Below are 22,943 nucleotides of genomic sequence, written 5' to 3'. Positions count from 1 at the left end.
GGCTCCGGCCGGCCGCAGGGCGGCATCAAATACCAGCCTCCGCAGCTCAGCGGGCACATTGGGCGCATCTAGCCAAGCTTCGTGTGTGCAGCGGTCAGCAGCACGCCCATGGCGCAGGCGGCCCCGAGGTGGACGTTGACTCGCAGAGCACAGCTCCACGAGGTTTGAATCTCCCGGAAATACGAGATGCTACGGCCAAGACCCGGCCCCCGAGTACGCGGAATGCCGGATTTCGGTCAGCGGTCATCAAACCTCCTTGATCGACTCACAGTTGAGGAGCGTAGACCCGGCCCGCTGGCGAGCGATCTTCGACAAGGTTATGGCCCGGATCGCGGGCAGATTCAGGCGAGTTGAGCCCCAGGGCCGCAGCCCGCGCTTACCTCCTTGGGCTGCTGTCGTCGAGCGCCGAACGGAAGAACTGCTGGCAGTTGGCCGAGCACGCGGGCCATACGCGGCTCGGGCCGATGCAACGTCTGCTGCGCTACGCCCGTTGGGCCACCGATGCTGTTCGCGACGACTTGCGTGCCTATGCCGCCGAACACCTCGGCACCGACAGCGGCGTTCTCGTTGTCGACGAGACCGGCTTCCTGAAGAAGGGCCGCTTCTCGGCAGGGGTGCAGCGGCAGTACACCGGCACCGCAGGACGCATCGAGAATGCCCAGGTCGGCGTGTTCCTCGCTCTGGCCACCAGCCGGGACGGGCCTGATCGACCGACGGACCATCGACGAACCCGCTGGATGGCTCACGAAGCCGCGCTGGAGTACTAATCGGAGGCGCCTTTCCTTTCGTGTGTACGGAATCCCGGACTCAATCAGCACGTCACCGAGCGAAGGTGTGTCATGGGGGGCAGAAAAAGACGAACAAGTCGAACGGCGCCGACGCCAGGCAGCCGAATCGGGGAGCTCGCGTATCCCTGCCGGACTGAAGACTCCGTCTGCCCGGTCGTCTTGGCCTGCTCCGGCCGGCGCTGCACCGTAGGCTCCGAGACCCCACCATCTCAACGACCGCACGCACATGCTGGGTAGACGGCTCTCCCGCCTGGCTGCCACTCCAGCAGGCGACGCACCAACAGCGCCCTGGGCAGGCCAGCCGACGGCCGGCTCCTGCCTCTCGCTCAACCCCACGATCACACCGTCTCCCTCACCTCACGCATAAAGAATCTCGACCTGAGAGAGCATCACCCGCCATGAGACAACTCCCTCGAGAGCAACAGCCGTCCAGAATCTCTCATCTCGCGACAGTGCCAACTCACCCTCATCACCACCGACACCAAACTGAGAGCTCGCAGCGAGGTGAGGAGGCGCAACGCCGTTTCCGGCACTCTGGTGAGTCGCTTGCGCGACGCCGAGGACGCGGCGAGCTTCCGCGTGAACACCGCCTGCGAGCCCGGGACCCGCTCGCGCCCCTCTCGCCCGCGGTCGACCGCCACGAGTCGAGCGCCGTGACGCGAGCCGACTCCCACAGCACCTCGCCCGACAGGGATGCGCGGCTCTGAAACCGCCGGGGCGGGTACCGCAGTGGAGTGCGCTCCGGTGCCGGGGTACACGGGGCACAGCGCCGGAGCGCGATCGTGGAGGTCGCCCCGGGGGCCTCAGACCAGGGCGCCGGCGGTCAGCTCCCGGCGGGCTCTGGCCGCCGCGCCCACCGGGATCGCGTCGGCACCCAGCGCGGCCTGCACCAGCCGGACCGGGTGGCCGCTGACCGGCGGCTCGGCGGCGAGCGCCTCCCGTACCAGAGGCTCCAACAGCGGCCAGGCGCCGCTGACGCCGCCGCCGACCACCACCGTGGTGACATCGACGACGCCCGCCGTCATCACGATGGCCCGGGCGATGCCGCCGGCGGCGGCCCGGTACACCGCGAGGGCGTCCCCGTCCCCGTGCCCAGCGGCCTCGGCGATTTCGCGGGCCGTCAGCCGGCGGCCGGTGCGCTCGGCGTACCGGGCGCACAGCGAACGCCCGGAGGCGAGGGTCTCCAGATGGCCCCGGCCGCCACAGGTGCAGGGCAGGTCGCCGAATCCGGGGATGTGCCCGATCTCGCCCGCCGCGCCGTGCGACCCGGCGAACAGCGCGCCGCCCATCCACAGCGCCCCGCCGACACCGGTGCCCAGGGTGATGCCGAGGACGTCGGGCTCGCCGCGCACGGCGCCGCCGTAGACCTCCCCGTACAGGAAGGCGTTGACGTCGTTGTCCAGGTAGGCCGGGACGCCGAGTGCCGCCTCGACGGCGTCGGCGACCGCGAAGCCCGCCCAGCCGGTGAAGGAGTCGCTGGCCACCAGGATGCGTCCGGCCGCGGAGTCGACGACGCCGGCCGCGCCGGCGCCGACGCCGGCGAGCTGCCCGGGAGTGCGCTCCAGCAGCGGGGCCAGGGCACCGAGCGCCTTGGCGACCATGGCCCGGCCGCCGTCGGCCGCCGGGGTCGCCGTCCCGGCCCGGTCCAGCACGGTCAGGTCCTCGGCGCAGAGCACTACTTGCGTGGTGGTGCCGCCGATGTCGACCCCGGCGAAGAGGGGGCGGTCGTGGGGGGTCAAGCCGTCGCCTCCGTCCGGCCCGCCGCCAGGGTGGCCAGGCGTTCGGCTCTGCGGCTGCGCTGCACCACCGGGTCCGGCACCGGCACGGCGGCCAGCAGCCTGCGCGTGTAGTCGGTCTCCGGCCGCAGCAGTGTCGTGCCGGTGTCACCCTGCTCCTCGACACGGCCCGCCCGCATGACCACGACGCGTTGCGCGAAGTGCTGGACGACGGCGAGGTCGTGGGAGACGAAGAGGCAGGCGAAGCCCAGCTCGGTCTGGAGCTCGGAGATCACCTCGAGGACGGCCTCCTGGACGCTGACATCGAGCGCGCTGGTGGGTTCGTCGGCGACCAGGAGGCGGGGCTCCAGCACCAGGGCGCGGGCGAGGCTGACGCGCTGGCGCTGCCCGCCGGACAGCTCCCGGGGGGCCCTCCGGGCGACCTCGCGCGGAAGTCTGACGCGGTCCAGGGCGGCGGCGACCCACCGTTGGCGCTCCCGGGCGGAAAGAGCGCGGTGGTGCACCCTGAGGGGCTCGGCGACGCACTCGCCGACCGTCATCCTGGCGTCCAGCGACGCCACCGGGTCCTGTAGCACCACTCCGATGCCGGCACGCAGCGCCCGGCGGGCCCGGGAACGGGTGCGGGCCAGGTCGGTGCCGAACAGTGAGACGGTGCCCTCGGTCGGCGGGATCAGGCCGAGCGCGACCCGGGAGGCGGTCGACTTGCCGGAGCCGGACTCACCGACGAGGCCGAGGGTCTCGCCCTGGCGCACGGCGAGGGAGACACCGTCCAGGGCCCGTACCGCGCCCCTGCCGCGCCCGAAGACGACGGAGACATCGTCCAGTTCGACGACTGGCTCGGCCTCGGCGGGGGGTGCGGCGGCCCCCGCCGCGTCCGGCGCGTCCTCGCCGACGACCGAGAGGCGCGGCACTGCGGCCAGCAGCCGCCGGGAGTACTCGTGGGAGGGGCGCAGCAGCACGTCCTTGACGGGGCCGGTCTCCACGATCTCGCCGTGGTACATCACGGCGACCCGGTCGGCGAAGTCCGCGACCACGCCCATGTTGTGGGTGACCAGCAGCACGCCGGTACCGGTCTCGGCGGCGAGGCGGCGCAGCAGGTCGAGGATCTCGGCCTGCACTGTGACGTCCAGCGCGGTGGTCGGCTCGTCGGCGATCAGCAGGGCGGGCTCGTTGGCGATGGCCATGGCGATGACGACGCGCTGGCGCTGCCCGCCGGAGAGCTGGAAAGGGTAGGCGGACGCCCGCTTTTCCGGCTCGGGGATGCCGACCCGGCGCAGGAGTTCCACGGCCTCGGCGGACGCGTCCTTGGCGGAGACCTCGCGGTGGTTGCGGATGACCTCGGCGATCTGCTTCCCGACGCGGGTCAGCGGGTCCAGGGCGGTGGCCGGCTCCTGGAAGACCATCGACACGGTCCGGCCGCGCAGGCCCGCCAGCGCGGCCTCGTCCGCGCCGATCACCTCGGTGCCGGCGACGGCGGCGCTCCCGGTGGCACGGGCGTTGTCGGCGAGCAGGCCCATCGCGGCGAGCGCGACGGTGGACTTGCCGGAGCCGGACTCGCCGACGAGGGCGAGGGTCTCGCCCGGGTCGACCAGCAGGGACACGCCACGGACGGCGGGCACCTCGCCGGATTGGGTGGTGAAGACGACGCCGAGGTCGTCGAGCTGGAGGATGGGCCCGACCGCCGGTGCGGCGGGGCTCTGGGTGGCGGTCATCCGCGTCCCCTCACGTCGAATGCGTCGCGGAGCCCGTCCCCGATCGCGTTGAACGCCCACACCACCAGGATGATGGCGAGGCCCGGCGGCAGGATGAGCCACCAGTAGCCGGAGTAGGCGGCGGTGAGGCCGGTCGACAGCATGCCGCCCCAGTCGGTGGACGGCGGCTGGACGCCCAGGCCCAGATAGGAGACGTAGGCGACCAGCAGGATGGCGTCGGCGATCTGGAAGGTGGCCGCGACGATGAGGTGGAGACCGAGTTCGGCAGGATGTGCCGGGTGATGGCCCTGGCGTGGGTGCCGCCGATGGCGCGCAGCGTCAGGACGTAGTCGCGGTTCTTCAGGGTCAGGGTCTCGGCGCGGACCAGCCGCGAGGGCACCAGCCAGGAGACGAAGCCCAGGATGACGACGAGGCCGCCCAGGCCCGGCGTGGTGATGGCGGAGACCACCAGCAGGATGAAGAGCGCCGGGATGGCGATGCCGGCGTCCACGATCCGCATCATGACCGCGTCGATCCAGCCGCCCGCGTAGCCGGCGGCGGCACCCCACAGGGTGCCGATGACCGTGGCCAGGGTGCCGGCGGCGAGGCCGACGATCAGCGACACCTTGCCGCCGTACATCAGCCGGCCGAGCTCGTCGTGGCCGACGGCGTCGGTGCCCAGCCAGTGTGCGTCGCTGGGGGCCAGGTTGACCTGGTCGAGCAGAGTGTGGGTCTGGTCGGTGGAGTACACCAGCGGGCCGGCGAAGCAGAACAGGACGAAGAAGACCACGACGCCGAGGCCGACGACCGCGAGCCGGTTGCGCAGGAACCGGCGGACGGCGAGCCGGGTCCCCGACGCCGCGGCGGACTCCGAGGGGGTGGCCGTGCCAGGGGTTTGGCCCGGCTGTATGAGAGTGCTCATGACCGGCCTGCCTTTACTCGGGGGTCGATGATCCGCTGGACGATGTCGGCGATCAGCGTGCCGGTCACCGTGGCGACCGCGATGATCAGCACGCAGCCCAGCAGCACCGGGTAGTCGGAGGACTGCGCGGCGGTCCAGAAGAGCAGGCCCATGCCCGGGTAGTTGAAGAGCTGTTCGACGACGAGGGCGCCGCCGAACAGCACCGGCACGTAGTAGCCGAGCATGGCGACCACCGGGGTCAGCGAGTTGCGGAACACGTGCCGCCGCAGGATGGCGGGGGAACGGGAGCCGCCGGCCCGCGCCGTCCTGACGTAGTCCTCGGAGAGGTTCTCCAGGGTGGCGGCCCGCATGTAGCGGGTGAACACCGCGACCATCGACGCGGCACCCGCGGCGACCGGCAACACCAGCCCCTGCGGGTCGGAGAGCACCTGCCCCAGTGTGTGCCCCTGCGGGGCCTGGGACGGGAACCATGGCAGCGCCTGGCTGAACACCAGCACCAGGATCAGTCCGAGGAAGTACACGGGCGTGGAGTAGGCGATGAAGCTCAGGGTGGTGATGACGTAGTCGACCGGCTTGTTGCGTCGCACGGCCTGCCACATGCCCAGCGGCACGGCCAGCAGCAGGCCGACGATCGCCGACAGGACGGTCAGCAGCAGGGTCTTCGGCAGGCGCTCGGTGATGAGCTGCGACACCGGTTCGTTGAGGGTGTACGAGGTGCCGAGGTCGCCGTGTGCCAGCTGCCCCAGGTAGTAGAGGTACTGCACGGGGAGGGGCTTGTCGAGGCCCTGCTCATGATCGAAGGCCGCGACCTGCTGCGCGGTGGCCTGCGGGCCGAGGATCCCGCGGGCGGGTCCCCCGGGCAGGGCGTGCAGCAGGGCGAAGACGACGATCGTCACGATCAGGATGACCGCGAAGGCCTGCAGGACCCGCCTGATCAGGTATGTGGGAGTGCTCATGTGTGTTCCGGTCGCTGTCAGTGGTGCGCGCGGTCGCGGGGACGGCCTACTTGGTCCACCGCCACATGGCGGGGTGGAAGTTGGCGAGTGAGTCCTGCGAGAAGCCGCCGAGGCCGTTCTTGACCACGGAGACCTGGTAGTCGGGCTCCGGCAGCCACACCACCGGCAGCTTCTCGGCGAGGGCGGCGCTGTACTTGCGCATGGCCTCGTCGGAGGAGGAGGTGGTGGTCTGGGCGATCAGCTTGTCCACCTCAGGGTCGGAGTAACTGCCGAAGTTGGAGCCGCCTCCGGTGGCGAAGAGCGAGTCGCCGCTGGGGTAGGCGGGGAAGTACCAGCTGCCGGCGGTGCCGAAGAACGACAGCTGCCACTTGCAGCCCGGCTCGCTCGCCTTGCACTGGCCGGTCTGCGACAGGACGGAGTTGACCGGCGCGGTCTTGATGCGGAAGTCGATGCCGGTCTTGGCGAACGACGACTGCAGGGCGCTCATCATGTTGTCGGTCACGGTCGAGCCGGACTGGGAGAGCACCTGCATGGAGAACTTGGTGCCCTTGTCGACGCCCTTGCCGCAGTGGCGGTCGCCGTCGCCGGGTCTGGTGCACACCATGGTGCCGCCCTGCTCGGTCCAGCCGTGGTCCTTCAGCAGCTTCCGGGCCTTGGCGGTGGAGAACGGGTAGGGGTTGTCCTGCTGCTTCTGCGAGACGAAGGAAGACTTCTGGCCCTGTGGGATCGGGCCGAAGGTGGGCACCGCGGTGCCCTTGAAGACGACCTTTGACAGCGTCTTCTGGTCCACCGACATCTGGATGGCCTGGCGGGCGTAGAGCTGTTTGAAGACCGGGCCCATGTCGGGGTTGTGGAAGTTGTAGGGCATGTAGGTGATGGCCCAACCCGACCACCGCTCGACCTTGTAGCCCTTGGCCTTGAACGATTCCTTCTGGCCCAGGTCGGTGGCCTTCATGTAGCCGTAGTCGACCGTACCGGCCCGCAGCGCGTTCTCCTCGGCGTCGGTGGTGGTGAACGGCAGCAGGTTCACGTTCTTGATGTGGGCCTTGCCGTCGCCGTCGTACTTGGCGTTGGCGGTGAGCTGCACCTTGCCGGCCGTGGTGAACGACTTGAGGGTGTAGGGGCCGCTGACCGTCTTCCACAGCGGGTCGGTGGCGTAACCGGAGATCTTCTTGGCTGCACCGTTGAGGTACTTCCAGACCTTCTTCGCCCCGGCGGCGGTGCGGTCCAGGTTGGAGACGGAGCCGGAGTCGCTGGTCTTGTCCCAGACGTGCTGCGGCATCGGGCGGATCATGCTCAGCTGGTTGGCGAGCATCCACTGCTGGTTGTAGGCCCGGTCGAAGGTGATCGTGAAGTGGGTGTCGTCGACGGCTTTCAAGGAGGTCCAGTTGTCCGGCGCCTTGCCGGGGCTGTAGCTGGCCCAGTCCGACTTGTTCGCCTTGATGAGGTTGAACCAGAACTCCACGTCGCGGGAGGTGATCGGCTTGCCGTCGCTCCAGTGCCGGTCGCCGAGGGTGATGGTGACGCTCTTGCTGTCGTCGGCGAAGTCCGCGGCGGTGGCCAGCGAGTTGTCCTTGTTCCAGCCGACCTTGCCGGTGGAACCGTCGTAGGCGATCAGTGGCTCCCACAGGGACTGGGATATGGAGGAGTTGTTGGTGTTCAGATGGGCGGCGGTGCCGATCGGGAGTATCCAGTTCGGCGTGAAGTTGGCCGGGAGCGCGTAGTTGATCGTGTCCGACCCGCCGGAGGCGGACGACGAGGCGCCGCCTGAGCAGCCGGCCAGCAGCACCCCGGTGGTGACGGCGGCGCCCGCGGCGAGGGCCCAGCGGCGGCCGGCGACCGTGTGAGCAAGGGACATGGCTCTCCTCATGAAGTGGGGCCCGCAGGGGGGATCTCGGTGGACCGGGCCGGGCGCCGTCGGACCGGCGCTGTGTTCACGACAGCTAACGCCGGACGCGCCGCACACACAAACAAAGTTCCGTAACAAGTAAGTATCTACGGTTCTGAAAAAAGTCCCACCTGCCCCACAGACCGGGCCCGATGCGGGTATTTGGGCAGTATGGGGCGGATTTTGCGCCCTGAAGAGATCACCTGGAGCCGTTCCGCGACGCGCCGGCCGGGCGTACTGTCTCCGTCACACCCACCCCTCGCGGAAGTTACTTCGTCCATGACTGAAATAAGTACAGGGGCACCAAGGGCGGCGAAGGGCGCCTCGGCCCTCGCCCCGCGGATCCTGGAGCTCGTGGCGTCGGGGCAGGCATCCTCGCGCGCCGAGCTTGCCGGGCTGCTCGGCGCCGCCGCCTCCACCGTCTCCCTCGCCGTGAGCCAGCTCGTCGAGCGCGGGCTCATCGCGGAGGAGGGCACCCAAGCGTCCACCGGCGGGCGGCCCCGCAAGGTCCTGCGGCTCGGCGGCGCCGACGAGTTCGCCGTCGCCGCCGACCTCGGCGGCCGGCACGCCCGCGTCGGCGTGGTGCTGCCCGGCGGCGGCCTCACCAACGTCTCGACCGTCCCGTTCGCCATCGCCGACGGCCCCGAGACGGCCCTGCCGCGGCTCGCCGAGACCCTGCAGGCGCTGGCCGAAGACCACGGCCCCGGCCGGCTGCGCGGCGTCGGGCTCTCGCTGCCGGGCCCGGTCGACGTCGCATCGGGTTCGGTCGTCATGCCGTCCCGGATGCCCGGCTGGAACCGCTTCCCGATCACCGCCTGGCTCCAGGAGCGCTTCGGCGTCCCGGCCGCCGCCGACAACGACGCCAACTGCATGGCGGTCGGCGAGCACACCGTGCGGCCTGCCGAACACCGGCAGTCGATCATGGTGAAGATCGGCTCCGCGATCGGTGCCGGCGTCATCGTCGACGGCCGCCTCTTCCGGGGCGCCACCGGAGCCGCCGGCGAGATCACCCACATCCGCGTCGTCGGCGGCGACACTCCCTGCTCCTGCGGCAACACCGGCTGCCTGGAGACTGTGGCCTCCGGCGCCGCACTCGTCCGGATCCTGCGCGAACGCGGCGCCCAGGTCGGCCGCCTGGAGGACGTGGTGCGGCTCGCAACCCACGGCGACCCGGAGGCCACCCGCGCCGTCCGCAAAGCCGGCGACTACCTGGGCCAGGTACTCGCCACCAACGTCAACTTCTTCAACCCCAACGCCGTCTACCTCGGCGGCATCCTCTCCACCCTGGAACCGTTCGTCGCCGCCGTGCGCAGCCAGCTCTACGAGAGCTGCCACCCGCTGGTCACCGAGCACCTCACCATCGAACGCGTCAGCCTCAGCGCTGACGCCGGACTGGTGGGCGCCGGGCAGTTCGCCCTGCAGCGCGCCCTCGCCGACGCCCTGCGCGAGGTCGGCCGTACCGACCTGGCGTCCGACCGCCTCCCCACCCCCGTCGCGCCAGGCCCCCGCACCACCGTAGGAGAACAGCCATGTCACGACCCCGCACCTCCGCCGGCCGCCCGGTGATCGCGATAGCCGGGCTCGGCATCGAGTCCTCCACTTTCTCGCCCGCCCGCACCCAGGCACCCGCCTTCCACCCCTCGCGCGGGGACGAGGTCCTTGAGCGCTACCCCTTCCTCGCGCCCGGCCGGGAACTGCGCGAGGCCGCCGAGTGGCACGGCGCCCTCGTCGGCAAATCGCTGCCGGGCGGGACCGTCACGGCCGCCGCCTGGAAGGAGCTGACCGGTGAGCTGATCGAACGGCTCGCCGCCCTGCCAGAGCTGGACGGCCTCTGGTACGACATCCACGGCGCCATGACCGTCGAGGGCGTCGACGACGCCGAGGCAGTGCTGCTGGAACGCATCCGGGCCACGATCGGCCCCGACGTGACCGTCTCCACCTCCATGGACCTGCACGGCAACGTCTCCCGCGAACTCGTCCACCGCAGCGACCTGATCACCTGCTACCGGATGGCGCCCCACGAGGACCACGTGGAGACCAAGGAGCGGGCCGCCCGCAACCTGGTGGACCTGCTGGTCTCCGGCGCGCCCCGCCCGGTCAAGGCGTGGGTGCCGGTGCCGGTGCTGCTGGCCGGTGAGCAGACCTCCACGCGTGTCGAACCCGCCAGGAGCGTGTACGCCGCCGTCGACGAGGTCGAGGCCGCCGACGGCGTCACCGACGCCGCGATCTGGGTCGGCTACGCCTGGGCCGACGAGCCCCGCAACCGCGCCGCCGTCGTCGTCACCGGCCCGGACGAGAACGCCGTCGCGGCCGGCGCCGAACGGCTCGCCCGCGGCTTCTGGGACGCCCGCCACGACTTCGACTTCGTCGCCCCCACCGGCACCTTCGACGGCGTCCTGGACGAGGCGCTCGCCTCCGACCAGCGCCCCTACTTCGTCAGCGACACCGGTGACAACCCGACCGCCGGCGGCGCCGGCGACGTCACCTGGGGTCTGACCCGGCTGCTGGAGCGCCCGGAGTTCCAGAAGAGCGACGGCCCGACGGTGATCTACGCCTCCGTGCCGGGGCCGGACGCAGTCGACACCGCCGTCACGGCGGGCGTCGGCGCGTCCGTCACCGTCACCGCGGGCGCCGAGGTCGACGCCCGCCACGCCGGCCCTGTCACCCTCACCGGCGTGGTGCACGCGGTCCGGCACGGCGACCGCGACGCCGGGACCGAGGTCGTCGTCCGGGTCGGCAGCGTCTACGCGATCCTCACCCGGCTGCGCAAGCCGTACCACCACGAGCACGACTTCACCGACCTCGGCCTCGACCCGCGCCGCGCCGACATCGTGATCGTGAAGATCGGCTACTTGGAGCCCGAACTCTCCGAGATGTCGGTCGGCTGGACGATGGCGCTCACTCCCGGCGGCGTCGACCAGGACCTGGTGCGTCTGGGCCATCACCGCATCCGCCGCCCGATGTTCCCCTTCGACCGCGGCATGGCCGACCCCGACCTGACGGCCCGCCTCATCCCTGCCTCCGACCAGCCGCTGACCGGGAACGACGAGTGACCGCTCGCCCCGCCCTGGAGATCGCCGTCACTTCGCCGGCCGGCGCCCGCACCGCCCGCGAGCACGGCGCCGACCGTGTCGAGCTGTGCACCGGCCTGGAGCTGGGCGGCCTCACCCCGTCCGCGGCGCTGGTCGAGGCCGCCGCCGAAGCAGGGCCACCGGTGCAGGTGCTGGTCAGGTGCCGACCGGGCGACTTCGTGTACGACGCGGAGGAGGTCGCGCTGATGGCCGCCGAGGTGCGGTCCGCCATCGCCTCCGGGGCGGCCGGGGTAGTGATCGGTGCGCTCACCGCGGACGGCGGTCTCGACGTCCGCGCAAGCGCCGCGCTCGCCGAGGCCGCCCACGCCGCGGGCCGACCGGTGGAGGTCACCCTGCACCGCGCCGTCGACCAAGCCGCCGACCCGGTCGCCGCAGCCGCGCTCCTCCCTGGGCTCGGCTTCACCCGGGTCCTCACCTCGGGCGGCGCCGCAACGGCGGCCGAGGGCGCCGGGCAGATCGCCGCGATGGCCGCCGCCGCTCCCGGCGTGGAGGTGATGGCCGGCGGCGGAGTGCGCCCCTCCACCATCGCGGAACTGGTCGCCGCAGGCGCTGCCGCCGTCCACCTTTCCGCCAAAACCCGGGCTGCGCCCCGGCGCGGCGGCGGCTGGGTACCGCTCGGAGCGGGAGGCGCCTCGGCCGAGCAGGACACCCACTTCGTCACCGACCCGGCCATCGTCGCCGAGGCCCGGCGGGCGCTGGACGCGGCGGGCTGACCCCGGCCCGCCCCGCACGGCGGCGGGTGCCCCGCCGCCGTGGACGCCCAGGCCGCCGGGCAGGGCTGTGCCGTCTCCCCGCCGGGGGGCGCCAGCCTGAAGACGGTGCACCGCCTCCTCCAGCAGGTCGCGCAGGCTCCGACGCACGCGAACCACCGTCACGCGCACCCCCTTTGACGCGGTGGGCGGCGCAGCTTTTCGGGGCTCCGGCGGCGTGTCCACCGCCAATTCCTGATTTGGGCAAAGGCTGGTGTGTGGGGTCGGTGCTGCATCTGCTTGATGACGCCGGCCTGGCAGTTTCGCTTGGATCAGCCTGCGTTGGTCTGGGTGTTTCGTTGGCTGACGTGCAGTGGGCGCGGATCGAGCCGTTACTTTCGGACCGGACGCCGAAGCGGGGTGGCCGATGGCGTCAGGACCGAATGGCTCGTGCCGGGACTTGCCGGATGACACGCCCCGGCACGCGGCCAGCCCGAGCACAACCTCGGCGAAAATGAGAGGCGCATGGTGCACGGCTCATGCCCGAAGTTCAGCACTCATCCACGTTGCCGGGGGCCAGCACACCGTCATCAGTCAGAATTGATGTGCTCGTGTCGATATAACCTTCGCCGCCCTTGAAGTCGATTTTGTACGTGTCCCCATACCCCATCCCGTTCGCGTCCACGTGGCCGCGCGTGATGCACTTGACCGTCACCTTTGACTGCGTCGTGAGCTGACCAATCGGCTGGCGACCCCTGGGGTCTGCAGACGGCCAGACACTTACTGTGTCGTAGTCCTGGATCGTTCCTTCGATCCCGCAGCCGATCAGCGTCACTGCCGAGATCGCGGTTGCTACGCCTGTCGCCGCTGAGCGCTTGATGGATCCCATGACTGATCCCCCCGCATGAGTGCCGGTTCAAGTGCACGTCATCGGAACTATCCCCTCTTGACCCACCCCCGACAAGGGTGCCGAACTCGCGATGCCTGGCCATGCCTGGCCCCTTTCCACCCCACTGAGGTCGTCTCAACGAAATGATCTCGTGAGGTGACTCGGCACAGGAGATCCCGCGAGCCGCGATGAGTTCTGCAGCGTCCGGTGGTCATAGTGTCGAACCCGTTACCGAGGAGGACTTCTGATGCGCAGCGTGACCTATTCGATGAGCGTCTCACTTGACGGCTACATCGTCGGGCCGGACGGCGACTTCGACTGGACGGCGCCCGACGAGGAGGTCTTTCGCTTCTGGATCGACGAGATCCGAGAGGTCGGCGTCCACCTGTTGGGACGACGGCTGTACGAGACGATGCTGTACTGGGAGACCGCCGACCAGGATCCATCGCTCGACGACTCAATGCTTGAGTGGGCCGCGCTCTGGAAACCGCTCCCAAAGGTGGTGTTTTCCACCACGCTGTCGGCGGTGCAGGGCAATGCCCGCCTGGCCTCCGGCGGCTTGGCGGAGGAGATCGAGCGGTTGCGAGCCGAGCCGGGGGCGGGCGACATCGCGATCGGCGGCGCGACTCTCGCCGCCGAGGCGGCCGCGTTGGGTCTGATCGACGAGTACCGGGCCATGGTCTACCCGGTGCTGGTTGGCGGTGGCATTCCGTTCTTTCCCCAGCGCGAGCGCCGGGTGGATCTCGAACTCGTCGAGACCCGCACCTTCAGCTCGAGAGTCGTCTATCTCCGCTACCGCGTGGCGCGCTGAGGACTGTCCCGTAAATGATCTCAGGATGGGACGCTCTTGGGGTGTCTGGTGCCACACCACCGTGATCGCCGACGGCGGCTACCGGGGCCTCGGCCTGGTCATCCCGCACCGCCGCGAACGCGATCAGGCCGAACTCCCCGCCTGGAAAGAGGAGCACAACCCCTCCCACCGCAAGGTGCGCGCCCGCGTCGAGCACGCCTTCGCCCGCATGAAGAGCTGGAAGATCCTGCGCGACTGCCGCCTCAAAGGCGACGGTGTCCACCACGCCATGCTCGGCATCGCCCGCCTCCACAACCTCACCCTCGCCGGGTGACGAAGAAAGCAGCTGGTCATCCACCACGCTCGAGATCATTTACGGGACAACCTTAGGCTGAGCGCATGTGGAGAGAGTTCGCCCGCCAAGCGTTCCCCGGGGTCGAGTTCAGCGAGCCCGTCGACGCGGCGAGGGTGGCTGCCGCTGAGCAACGGCTGGGATGTCCGATGCCGTCTGAGCTGGTGAGCTTGTTCCGGGAGTCGGATGGCATGGTGGGGCGGGATGGGGTGGCCACGGTCTGGCCCTTGCAGCAGATCGTCGAGCAGAACCTTCATTTCTGGTCCGCTCGGGCCTTCGCGGATCTGTATATGTCGTTCGACGCGCTGCTCTTCTTCGGCGACAACGGTGGCGGCGATCAGTTCGCCTTCGTCCGCATCCCTTCACGAGCCGACATCTTCGTGTGGGAACACGAGGACGACAGCCGCCGGTGGGTTGCCCGGGACCTGCAGGATTACCTCGTCCGGTCTCTGACCGACGGCGGAGACGACTGGTACCAGTAGTCGATCAAGTCCGGTACCGGATCAGCAAACCTGTTTCTTATGATCTGACCTCGAACGATGCCGCGAACGTGATCGCTCGTTCGGGGATTCCGGGGACGTGAACACGGCTTCCGTCTAAATCCGGTGCTCTGACCAAAGATGCACTTGACCAGCGCGAAGGCCAAAGGGGAATGAGTCTGCTGGTGCTCCATCATGATGCCCGGCGCGAAGCGTTCACGGTGGCGGCACACTTCCGGGACGGCTACTTCGACTGCCGGGGGGCGCGGCTCAGGGCGGGTACGGGATGATCCCCGGCGCTTCCTTGGCGCGGTGTGCGTTCGGCTTGCAGCCGGCAAAGGGGCCCGCGGGGTCCCGCAGTGACGTCATGACGTGGGTGAGGTGGTCGCGGTGCCAGCTCGCGGGGCCGGTCGCCGAGGAGTCGGGTCCGGTCAGGTCCTGCCATGCCATCCACAGCCCGTACAGCTGCGCCACCGCCTCCGGATGCTTCCACCAGCTCGGACACCAGGGGGCAGTGGAGGTGACCTCGCGGCCGTACACCGGCAGCAGCAGATGGCGCACCCACAGGGCCAGCCGGTTGAGGGCGTCTTGGTACTCGGGGCCCTCCATGTAGAGGATGAACGCCGGGCCCTGTTGTCGTTCTTCCTGCCACGGCTCTTGCGTCGGCTCCGCTGCGAGGGTCAATGCGGTGCTCCGTTCGATCGGTAGTGGTTGTTGTCGGCAGCAATACGGTGCGCCAGGGCCGCCGGTTCATCCGAGTGTTGAACCGGCGGGCGTGCGCGGTCCGTTGTGTCTGGCAGTCGGCGGCATTCGATCGCCGTTGCAGGAGGGACGGACATGCCCGAACGGGATCCGGTCAACGAGCCGGAACGCGTCATAGCCCATTGGAACGGCGAGGGGATGAGCGAAAACGCCAAGGACGGGCTGAGGGAATTGGCCCAGCGGTTCCCGAACTCGGCAAGGCAGCTGTGGGTGAACCCTCCGAGGCACCCGGGAGAGACGGGGCGGCAGAACCGGGACCTCCTCATGGCGGGGTACGCGGAGGAGGCCCGGAAACACGGCTATGAACTGGTGCACATTCCCGACATCACCGCCAAGCTGGCCAAGGGCCTCGACCAGACGAAGTACACGAGCAAGACCCTCGACGACATCTACAGCTTCGAGTCGGCCAACAACGGCCACATCGCGTCGAAGGACCTGGGCTTCTACCTGGGGGCGGGAGTCGAAACGGGCCTGCACATCGACCTGTCGCACCACCACATGAGGGATGCGGAGTGGCAGGCGCTCCAGTCGAGCCCTCACTTCTCCCCGGAGGCGGTGGCACCGGTCGACTTCTCCACCGCCGAGCTGAAGCTCGTCGACCTCTCGCATGGCGAGGACGCCAACATGCGGCACGTCCTGAGCACCGAATTCCTTCCGATGGTGCCACGGTTCGACGACGCGGGAATCGAACCGGAGACCACGCGTCACCTCGATGTCTTCGCCCTGTACGCACGTGAGGGCACCCGGGGACAGCAGTTCGCCCAGGCGGCAGCCAACCAGTACATCGGCTACCTTTCGAAGATCGCCCAGGACGAGGCCCGCAAAGGCAACGTCGCCTTCCCGGACGGCAACGATCACACCCGGTTCCAGCCGACGCGCATCACCCTCACACCGGACAACGTGCTGGCCGCCAAGTACAACCCCGGGGACGACCGTCGGAACCACATCATCGGCATGATGAACATCGCCGCCGCCACCGACGCGGCCCACCTCGTCTTCGGCAGGCCCCGGACGCCGGACGGCCAAGGCCGGGACTCCATGCCCGTGCCCCGGGTGGACCGGCAGACCTGGGACGCCATCACCATGCAGGCGTTCGATGTCAACGGTATGCGCGTGTTGCCGCAACTCGGCCTGACCAAGACCAATCAGGGCAGCTGGCGGACCAGCGACAGGCAGGATGCCATGGACCTGGGGCGCGCCCTCGAAGGGCAGAAAGTCACCCTGGTTCAGGCCTCCAACATCGGTGTCGCCCAGGCCGCCAGTGCGGGCATCGGGGGGCTCGACAGGCCGTCCCGCATTCCTTACGAGGTGAAGTACTCCTCGTCCGCCGGCAACTCCCCGCGCCGTACGCCGAGTCCGAACAGCGAGAAGGGGGCGGACGTGGAACAACTGCGCAGTGGCGTGGCCAGTCTGTCCCTGCCCCGGACCCCGTCTCCGGAAGGGCCGGACATCACCGCCAAAGCCGCCGCTCAGCCGGTCAAGCCTCCGGTGAAGCGGGCGGCGAGCGGGCCGGGGCGCTAGGACCCGGGTTGGTCACGCCCTCACAGGGACTCGCAGAGAAAGGACAAGGAAAATGCCCGATCACAACCCACCGGCCGAGGGGAATCCGGAGGAGCGGCCTCCGGCGTACGAACCACCGGCACCTGCCTTGCAGTACATCGACTGGCAGTCGCATCACCGGCATCAGGAGGTCATGAGCGGCCAAATCGGTGCCGTCACCTACAGCGACCGCCAGCCCCCGGCGTACGAAGGGCCGGAGAACCCCTCGGCACACGGCCGGCCGGCAAACCCTCCGGGGTATGAAGCACCGGCAACGTCACTGGTGTTCATGGAGCCGGAATCACGCGATCGGCAGGACGAGATCATGCGCGGCAACGTCGGTCAGGTGGCACGAAGCACCATCGGTCCCGTGTCGATAAGCCAAATCGGTCCCGTGTCGATAAGCCAAATCGGTCCCGTGGCCGGCTGGGAATCCACAGATGACAGCGCGCAGGGGCGGATCGCCGAGCACGCGAGGATGACGTCACCAGGTCTTCCCGCGGCACCGGAGCAAGGGTCCTCCTCCCGCCGCCGGCACCGGACCGACCCCGCTGCTCACACATCTTCCAAGAAACGGTCCGGAAAGCATGGCAAAGGTCCGAAGAAGCACTGACCGTCCCGGGTGACGCGGAGCGGGGGAAACCGACCGGGGCTCCCGCGCCGACGGGGCTCCTGTGCCGACGGGCAGAGTTCCGCCACCTCCCTCAACGGCACAGGAGCCTCGTACGTCTCCCCAGCCCGGGATAGAACCGAGGAGAGAGGGCAATCATGGCCGACACATGGCCGACAAGTGCGCCGGCTCCTGAGCAATCGAGGAGGCGGTTGGCCATGGAGTCTCCCGGCCTCGCGGAGTGCCTCAATATTCGACGAGCCTGAGGCCTCCCCTTCACCCTCTCCCGCGTCACAACGGCGAAGATGACGCTGACAAACCGGCGGGCCTGGGCCCTGGGCCCGTACAACTTAAAGCGTCGCGCCAACCGTCAGCCCTGCCACGTGACATCAGCGGCTACCGCGCTCGCTTCGTTCGAGGCGGATGCCGGTCAAGACGGCGACCTTCGCCCGAAGAACCCAGGGACCGAAGGGCTTGGCAAGGTGGTCGACGGCGCCGGCCGCGTAACCGCGTGCGGAGTCGTCGGGGCCCATGGCGGTCAGGACGAGGACGGGGTTGTCGCGGGTGCGCGGGCGGCGCTTGAGGTGAGCGGCGGTCTCATAGCCGTCCATGCCGGCATCTGCCACGACCAGCAGGATGACGGCGAAGTCGTCGTGGTCCAGCAGCGCATTGAGTGCCTCCCGGCCGGAGGAGACGGCGACGATCTCCTGGCCGAGGGTGTCGGCACCGAGGCGGCGATGGCAGGCTACCGGGTGAATACGTCCTGGCCACCAAGCTGGTCAACGAGCTGGTCGAAGCCGCCGACGAGAGGCAGCTGACCAAGACGATCGCCCGCTACGGACGCGTCGATCTCCTCGTGATCGATGAGCTGGGATACACGGAACTCGACCGTCGACCGTCTCACCTTCGGCGGGAACATCATCGAGACCGGCACCGACTCCTTCCGCCTCGCCCGAACCCGGGCTCGCAATGAGCGGAGCGACACGGACTGACGACCCGTCTGTTGTCAGGATCGCCGGTCAGCGGGTCACGCTCCGATGAAGCTCACTGTTTCTGTCATGTCCGCCCGCCCGGTACGCAGCCGTGGCGCGCCTTCCTTCTCGAATCCCACCGAGACACCGCAGAACAACACGCGTCCGTCATCGGCTCCGACTATTTGGCTGACGGTCTCGCGATACATCGTCCACATCACCTGGGGGCAGCTGTGCAACCCTTCCGCCCTCAGCAACAGCATGACCGTCTGCAAGTACATCCCCGCGTCCCCCCACTGTCCGGGTCCCATCGTCCGGTCGAGGTAGCAGAACAGCACGACGGGCGCCCCGAACGCCTCCGAGTTCAAGGCGGCGATCTTCGTGGGCCGGGCGGGGTCGTCACGCTCGATTCCCAGCGCTTTGTACCGCTGAGCGGCCGCGGCGGCAAAACGGTCCAGATACGGTGACGTCAGTTCGGCCGGGTACATCGGATACTCCCGCTCATCACCCGGGTCTCCCGCCAGTGCCCTGGCCGTCGCGCGTCTCTTCAGTTCGGCCAAGGGCTCGCCGGTCACGACATACACATGCCACGGCTGGAGATTCCCGCTCGACGGAGCCCGCGTCGCTGCGGCCAGCACTCGTTCGAGTACCTCTTTGGATACCGGCTCATCGCTGAACGCCCGCACAGCCCTGCGGCTGCCCACGGCTTCATACACATCCACGCCTCTTCGTCCTCTCACTCCATGGCGGGCAGCAAAGACACGAGGCTGATCATCACACCAGGCGAGCAGACCGGGCGGAGCTTTGGTGCTGCCAAAACTGGCCGACATTCCTCCGCCAATCGATCACGAAGTGCTGTCGAAACTCACCTGCATGCGCTGTCGGCTCTCAGCGACAAAGCCATGGCTGATCACCGCACACCCCGACAAGATCGACGAGAACAACTGCGCTCAAGCGCACACAACTCCTGCCCCGCTGCCGGGAATTAGCAGCCGTCGCGACTGCGTGCGCGCCTTCGCCCAGGTGATGACGAGCGCCGCGGCAGCCACCTCGACAGCTGGCTCACCCGTGCTGAGCACACCGGGTTGAAGCCACTGCGAAGTTTGGCCCGTGGCCTACGCCAGGATCTCGATGCCGTCGCCGCCGGACTCACCCTGGAGTGGAGCTCCGGCAGGGTCGAGAGCAACGCCGACAGGGTGAAGCGGATCAAGAGGGACGAGTACGGCCGGGCCGGATTCGACCACCTCCGACGCCAAATCCCCCTCGCTGACCGAGGTTGAGTTCCGGCCTTGTCGCAGCTCGGAAGTGCCAACGTGCGTACGGTTCCGTTATGCAGGAAGCCATCATCGGCGGGCTGGGCACTGTTATCGGCGCTCTCATCGGTGCCTGGGCAGCGGTGAGGGCCCGCACTCCTCCGAGGGCGAACGTCAAGTTCGTGGACGCCACCCTGTCCGTGCCTGACAACCTGGAGCCCGCAGAACGAGCCATCCTCCCGGAACCTCTCCCGCAGATCGTCCTCGATATCAAGCTGCTCAACAGCGGCGGCCAACCCGCCTTCGTTCATGCCTTGGAACTCACGATCTCAGACGTCACATACAACGAGGACACACTGGAGATGCCGAAGCCCTGGTCTCCGTTTCGGACGATCCGGACCTCACTGCAGGAGCCGACCGCGGTTTACGAGGTTGACCCGTATGCGCAGGGTCTGGGCCGCTCAGAACAGTCGGGGGACGTGGTGGTCTCGAAGCCGCTGTCCCAGGAAGTGAAACCCGGCGCTCTGGAGAGGGTTTTCCTTGTCGTGCCGCAACCATCCCTTGGGAGACATGCTCCGGTGTCATTCGAGGCGCGCGTGAAGATCACCTACAACGCGACCAGAACAATCGAGTTCGGCAAGATGCTTCGGGCACCGCTGCTGAGACACCCTCGATGGAAGACCGTCGACGAGGTCCGCCGCCACCTTCAGCACCAGCTGGTGTGGAGCGAGGAAAGCTGGTCGCCAGAGGCATACGAGCATTTCACAGGGGTTCTGGAGGGCTCTCTTCCCGGTGAGCAGGAACGTCTGTGTCTCAGACGGGAATTGGGCCTGGAACCAGGCTCACGACGGTTACTGGAGTGGGCAGGGCTTCCGACGGAGCCGCGGAAGGCGGTCCGCAGATACCTTGACTCATACGAGCAGCGCCTGCGTGACCTGGCTGATGTCTATTCGAAGACGGATAACCCGTCCACCGAGGAGGCCGCACGGCTTCACGAGACGATCGCGATGATTCCCCGCCTACGCGGCGAACTCGGCGTGCACGACGCGACTCCGCGGCCGTAGGGAACGGCCCATGAGCCGAGAGGGATTGAGGAACACAGGGTCGGACGGGGTGGTATCGCCGTTGGGTCTGCTGTTCGCGGACACTGACTATCGTGACACTCCGTGACCGTCTCACAAGAAGTGGATCAGAGCCGAACGAACTGGCCGTTGACACGGTGGGCCGATCACCGCCGCACGATCGAGGCCATCGCCTGGAAGTACGCACCGGCTCACCCTGGCGCGACCTGCCCGCGGAGCTCGGCTCTTTCAAGACCGCGCACAAGCGGCTGCTGCGGTGCCGAAGCCTCAGTCGGCGGCCTCATCCCGCCGGTTGACGCCCGGTCCGCCGTGCGGCGGAGTGCGTGGTCCGCAGGGGTGGATGTACGCGGCCCGTTCGCCGTTCAGCCTTGTGTCTGAACGGCGGACATACGGAGGTTGCGGTGGCTGTTTCCACCAACTCGCGAACACAACTCGGTGCCGGGCCGGCGCCCAAGGGCACGGCGTGGACGACGTGGTGGCGGCGATGGCCGACGTGGGCGCCCCGCGCCGCCCCCGCGTGGGGTGCGGTGTACGCCGTCGTCCAGACCGCCTGGGCGGCGACGGGGACCAGCGTGCCTGTGAAGCCGCATGAGGTCTACCCGCCGGGAGCCCAGCTCGCGCTCGCCGCCCTCGCCGTGCTGGGCGGCGCCGCTGCCTGGGCCATCACGCGGCCGCTCGGCAGACCCGGTCGGGTGGTGGTGTCGACGGTGCTCGCCGCTGCCCTCCTCGTCTTCGGGGCGGGCGCGCTGGGCGTGATGATGATCGTCGTGACGCTGGTGACGCTCTCCGGGATCGAGAGCGCCACCGGGGCGGTCCACACTCTACTGAACGCGGTCGGCGCCACCTTCCTGCTGATGACCGTGGTGGCGTATCGCCGCAGGCGGCGGGGCGGGTGCCCGCGGTGCGGGCGCCCGCACGCCGGGGCCGGCGACGGCACACTGATCCACCCGAGTGCGTCCATGGCCTCGGCGCGGACCCAGGTGACGGCGTACGTCTTCCTGTGCGGCCTGTTGCCCTGGGCGGGCCTCAAGACCATCTGGACGTTGGGCGGCGACGCGCTGGGCGTCATGGCGGAGGGATGGCGGAAGCTGAGCGAGGGCACGGGGGCCGCCGAGTCGCTCGCCTCGGTCGGGCTCGACGTGTCGGTGATGGCTGCGCTGCTCGGGGTCTTCCTGCTGACAGGGCTGATGTACCGGTGGGGGATGGTCTTCCCCCGCTGGACGCTGTTCCTGTCCGGGCGCCGGGTCCCGCGCCTGCTGCCGCTGATCCCGGCCTGGCTGACCGGCGGCGCCCTGTCGGTGTACGGGGTGGTCCTCAACGTCATTGCCCTACTCAGCGCCACCGGGGTGATATCCGCCTCCGAGCCGAAGCCGCCTTTCACCACCAGCGCGGACCTCACCTGGATGGTGTGGTTCGGTGGCCTGGCCTTCAGCGGCCTGGGCTTCGCCCTCATCGTGGCGGCTCGCTCCTACGCGGCTCGCACCCGCTACATCTGCACGGGGGTGGAGAGCGTGAAGGGAGCGGAGGGGGCGGAGACGGCGGGGGCCTGACGGGGGTTGAGGTTTTTGAAACGGTGGTTATCTGCGGGCCCGGATGAGGATGGCGCGAGGTGGAGTGCGACCTGACAGGCGATGGCGAGTTTGCCGGTGCGCATGACCGGGCCACGCCATTGTTAGAGGCAGAGCCTGAGCTGCAGCTGACCGTGCACATGCAACGGGCCGGGCTGGCTGTGCGTTGCTGTGTCAGTAACTGTTTCCGATCCCGTCAGTAGATTTGGTCGGCCTTGGCTACATCCGTGCGAATGAGACGTGCGTCATATCGCATGCAGGCTCGGAATCTCGGGTGTGTGTTCAAAGTTCAATGTGCCATGGTCAACATTAGTCACGAAACGCCCCAGGAAACTCGCACGCGGCTGCGCCGAGTGCTGGCAGAGGCCACCTTCAAGGTGCTGCCAGGGCATTGGGCGTATCACGAACACTCTGCTGGGGAGATGCCACAGCCGTCGGCCGACGCACTGGCTTTGGTGCGCGACGAGGAGGGTTGGTCGGTTCTTGAGTCGGCGCGGGGCGACGAGGCGGAGGTCTTCGGCGTCTTCGCCTTTCACTTCCCGGCAGCAGCCGACAACAGCGGCTTCGTCGGCTGGCTGGCCAGCGAGCTCAAGGACCAGCTCGGCTCGGGAGTGGCCGTGCTCTGCGGCTACAACTCCGCGCAGGGCGGCATTTACGACTACTGGCTCGTCCCCGCACAACTTACGGACCAGGCAGTGGCGCATGTGCGGAGTCTGGCGGCGGAGAACGGTGAGGCGGCCAAGTGATAGGGCCTTCGGCCACTCGCGAAGTGGTGGTCGATCGCCAAGCAGCGTGATGGTGCGGCATCCGAAAGACCCGGAGAGCGCGACAGCGGTCTCCGGGTTTGATGAGCGTGCTGCTGATGCGGCTGAGCGCAACGAGCCGG

Annotated in this window: 18 protein-coding genes and 6 pseudogenes; 15 read left to right on the top strand and 9 right to left on the bottom strand. The window is 68.8% G+C overall.

Annotated features, from left to right (window positions below):
• Nucleotides 1-319: 319 nt before the first annotated feature.
• Nucleotides 320-720 (top strand): annotated as a pseudogene (locus tag ACTWQF_RS18475) (IS701 family transposase); the annotation flags it as partial.
• A gap of 871 nt (nucleotides 721-1,591) precedes the next feature.
• Here the strand turns inward: ACTWQF_RS18475 and ACTWQF_RS18470 are convergent.
• From ACTWQF_RS18470 to ACTWQF_RS18450, 5 genes and pseudogenes are all read right to left on the bottom strand, one after another.
• On the bottom strand, nucleotides 1,592-2,527 hold the full coding sequence (locus tag ACTWQF_RS18470; protein WP_443280524.1) for an ROK family protein: 936 nt from the start codon (nucleotides 2,525-2,527) through the stop codon (nucleotides 1,592-1,594).
• The gene (locus ACTWQF_RS18465; protein ID WP_443280522.1) at nucleotides 2,524-4,236 is read right to left on the bottom strand and encodes a dipeptide ABC transporter ATP-binding protein; all 1,713 of its coding nucleotides are present in this window, start codon (nucleotides 4,234-4,236) and stop codon (nucleotides 2,524-2,526) included. The genes ACTWQF_RS18470 and ACTWQF_RS18465 overlap by 4 nt, the downstream gene beginning before the upstream one ends.
• Nucleotides 4,233-5,137 (bottom strand): annotated as a pseudogene (locus tag ACTWQF_RS18460) (ABC transporter permease). Before ACTWQF_RS18460 ends, ACTWQF_RS18465 begins: the two are co-directional and overlap by 4 nt.
• Nucleotides 5,134-6,093: an ABC transporter permease gene (locus ACTWQF_RS18455; protein ID WP_443280521.1), complete on the bottom strand. Its 960-nt coding sequence runs from the start codon at nucleotides 6,091-6,093 to the stop codon at nucleotides 5,134-5,136. Before ACTWQF_RS18455 ends, ACTWQF_RS18460 begins: the two are co-directional and overlap by 4 nt.
• A gap of 46 nt (nucleotides 6,094-6,139) precedes the next feature.
• Complete coding sequence (locus ACTWQF_RS18450; protein ID WP_443280519.1) at nucleotides 6,140-7,951, bottom strand: peptide ABC transporter substrate-binding protein; 1,812 nt, start codon at nucleotides 7,949-7,951, stop codon at nucleotides 6,140-6,142.
• A 309-nt stretch (nucleotides 7,952-8,260) separates the two neighbouring features.
• Between ACTWQF_RS18450 and ACTWQF_RS18445 the strand changes: the two genes are divergently transcribed.
• The 3 genes from ACTWQF_RS18445 to ACTWQF_RS18435 are packed head-to-tail and all read left to right on the top strand — an operon-like array spanning nucleotide 8,261 to nucleotide 11,786.
• Entirely contained in the window at nucleotides 8,261-9,547 is a 1,287-nt protein-coding gene (locus ACTWQF_RS18445) for an ROK family protein (RefSeq protein ID WP_443280518.1), read from the top strand.
• A complete protein-coding gene (locus ACTWQF_RS18440; RefSeq protein WP_443280516.1) occupies nucleotides 9,511-11,034 on the top strand; it encodes a M81 family metallopeptidase in 1,524 nt (507 codons plus the stop codon). The genes ACTWQF_RS18445 and ACTWQF_RS18440 overlap by 37 nt, the downstream gene beginning before the upstream one ends.
• Nucleotides 11,031-11,786 carry a copper homeostasis protein CutC gene (locus tag ACTWQF_RS18435; protein WP_443280514.1) on the top strand — a complete coding sequence of 252 codons (756 nt, stop codon included), beginning with the start codon at nucleotides 11,031-11,033 and terminating at the stop codon, nucleotides 11,784-11,786. Before ACTWQF_RS18440 ends, ACTWQF_RS18435 begins: the two co-directional genes overlap by 4 nt.
• Nucleotides 11,787-12,312: 526 nt before the next feature.
• On the opposite strand, the gene ACTWQF_RS18430 is transcribed toward ACTWQF_RS18435, so the two are convergent.
• Nucleotides 12,313-12,651, bottom strand: a complete 339-nt coding sequence (locus ACTWQF_RS18430; protein ID WP_443280512.1) for a hypothetical protein — start codon at nucleotides 12,649-12,651, stop codon at nucleotides 12,313-12,315.
• Nucleotides 12,652-12,898: 247 nt separating this feature from the next.
• Here ACTWQF_RS18430 and ACTWQF_RS18425 point away from each other — a divergent pair, with 247 nt between their 5' ends.
• From ACTWQF_RS18425 to ACTWQF_RS18415, 3 genes and pseudogenes are all read left to right on the top strand, one after another.
• Nucleotides 12,899-13,462 (top strand): dihydrofolate reductase family protein, encoded by a 564-nt coding sequence (locus ACTWQF_RS18425; RefSeq protein ID WP_443280511.1) that lies wholly within the window; start codon nucleotides 12,899-12,901, stop codon nucleotides 13,460-13,462.
• Nucleotides 13,463-13,517: 55 nt separating this feature from the next.
• A pseudogene (locus ACTWQF_RS18420) lies at nucleotides 13,518-13,775 on the top strand (transposase); the annotation flags it as partial.
• 65 nt (nucleotides 13,776-13,840) lie between these two features.
• Entirely contained in the window at nucleotides 13,841-14,275 is a 435-nt protein-coding gene (locus ACTWQF_RS18415; RefSeq protein WP_443280509.1) for an SMI1/KNR4 family protein, read from the top strand.
• A 267-nt stretch (nucleotides 14,276-14,542) separates the two neighbouring features.
• Here ACTWQF_RS18415 and ACTWQF_RS18410 read toward each other — a convergent pair whose 3' ends face one another.
• Nucleotides 14,543-14,956, bottom strand: coding sequence for a DUF4913 domain-containing protein (locus ACTWQF_RS18410; protein WP_443280508.1), 414 nt, complete (start codon nucleotides 14,954-14,956; stop codon nucleotides 14,543-14,545).
• 153 nt (nucleotides 14,957-15,109) lie between these two features.
• Here ACTWQF_RS18410 and ACTWQF_RS18405 point away from each other — a divergent pair, with 153 nt between their 5' ends.
• Both ACTWQF_RS18405 and ACTWQF_RS18400 read left to right on the top strand, forming a co-directional pair.
• Nucleotides 15,110-16,555, top strand: a complete 1,446-nt coding sequence (locus ACTWQF_RS18405; RefSeq protein ID WP_443280506.1) for a hypothetical protein — start codon at nucleotides 15,110-15,112, stop codon at nucleotides 16,553-16,555.
• A gap of 52 nt (nucleotides 16,556-16,607) precedes the next feature.
• Nucleotides 16,608-17,186 carry a hypothetical protein gene (locus tag ACTWQF_RS18400; RefSeq protein WP_443280504.1) on the top strand — a complete coding sequence of 193 codons (579 nt, stop codon included), beginning with the start codon at nucleotides 16,608-16,610 and terminating at the stop codon, nucleotides 17,184-17,186.
• Between the two features lie 386 nt (nucleotides 17,187-17,572).
• Here the strand turns inward: ACTWQF_RS18400 and ACTWQF_RS18395 are convergent.
• A pseudogene (locus tag ACTWQF_RS18395) lies at nucleotides 17,573-17,902 on the bottom strand (response regulator); the annotation flags it as partial.
• Here ACTWQF_RS18395 and ACTWQF_RS18390 point away from each other — a divergent pair.
• A pseudogene (locus ACTWQF_RS18390) lies at nucleotides 17,873-18,175 on the top strand (ATP-binding protein); the annotation flags it as partial. The pseudogenes ACTWQF_RS18395 and ACTWQF_RS18390 overlap by 30 nt on opposite strands.
• Nucleotides 18,176-18,210: 35 nt before the next feature.
• On the opposite strand, the gene ACTWQF_RS18385 reads toward ACTWQF_RS18390, so the two are convergent.
• Nucleotides 18,211-18,876 carry a nitroreductase gene (locus ACTWQF_RS18385; RefSeq protein ID WP_443280554.1) on the bottom strand — a complete coding sequence of 222 codons (666 nt, stop codon included), beginning with the start codon at nucleotides 18,874-18,876 and terminating at the stop codon, nucleotides 18,211-18,213.
• Nucleotides 18,877-19,155: 279 nt separating this feature from the next.
• Here ACTWQF_RS18385 and ACTWQF_RS18380 point away from each other — a divergent pair, with 279 nt between their 5' ends.
• The 5 genes and pseudogenes from ACTWQF_RS18380 to ACTWQF_RS18360 all read left to right on the top strand — a co-directional run bounded on the left by ACTWQF_RS18380 (nucleotide 19,156) and on the right by ACTWQF_RS18360 (nucleotide 22,803).
• Nucleotides 19,156-19,434 (top strand): transposase, encoded by a 279-nt coding sequence (locus ACTWQF_RS18380; RefSeq protein WP_443280553.1) that lies wholly within the window; start codon nucleotides 19,156-19,158, stop codon nucleotides 19,432-19,434.
• A gap of 50 nt (nucleotides 19,435-19,484) precedes the next feature.
• Nucleotides 19,485-20,471 carry a hypothetical protein gene (locus ACTWQF_RS18375; RefSeq protein ID WP_443280503.1) on the top strand — a complete coding sequence of 329 codons (987 nt, stop codon included), beginning with the start codon at nucleotides 19,485-19,487 and terminating at the stop codon, nucleotides 20,469-20,471.
• A 144-nt stretch (nucleotides 20,472-20,615) separates the two neighbouring features.
• Nucleotides 20,616-20,737: pseudogene (locus tag ACTWQF_RS18370) on the top strand (transposase); the annotation flags it as partial.
• 153 nt (nucleotides 20,738-20,890) lie between these two features.
• The gene (locus tag ACTWQF_RS18365) at nucleotides 20,891-22,039 is read left to right on the top strand and encodes a hypothetical protein (protein WP_443280501.1); all 1,149 of its coding nucleotides are present in this window, start codon (nucleotides 20,891-20,893) and stop codon (nucleotides 22,037-22,039) included.
• Between the two features lie 251 nt (nucleotides 22,040-22,290).
• Complete coding sequence (locus ACTWQF_RS18360; RefSeq protein ID WP_443280499.1) at nucleotides 22,291-22,803, top strand: DUF6196 family protein; 513 nt, start codon at nucleotides 22,291-22,293, stop codon at nucleotides 22,801-22,803.
• The last annotated feature ends 140 nt before the right edge of the window (nucleotides 22,804-22,943 follow it).

This window comes from Streptomyces sp. 8N114, assembly GCF_052245835.1.
In the GTDB taxonomy this organism is placed as follows: Bacteria; Actinomycetota; Actinomycetes; order Streptomycetales; family Streptomycetaceae; genus Streptomyces.
Note: the sequence above shows the minus strand (reverse complement) of the source record. Positions and strands in the feature narration are given on the sequence as shown.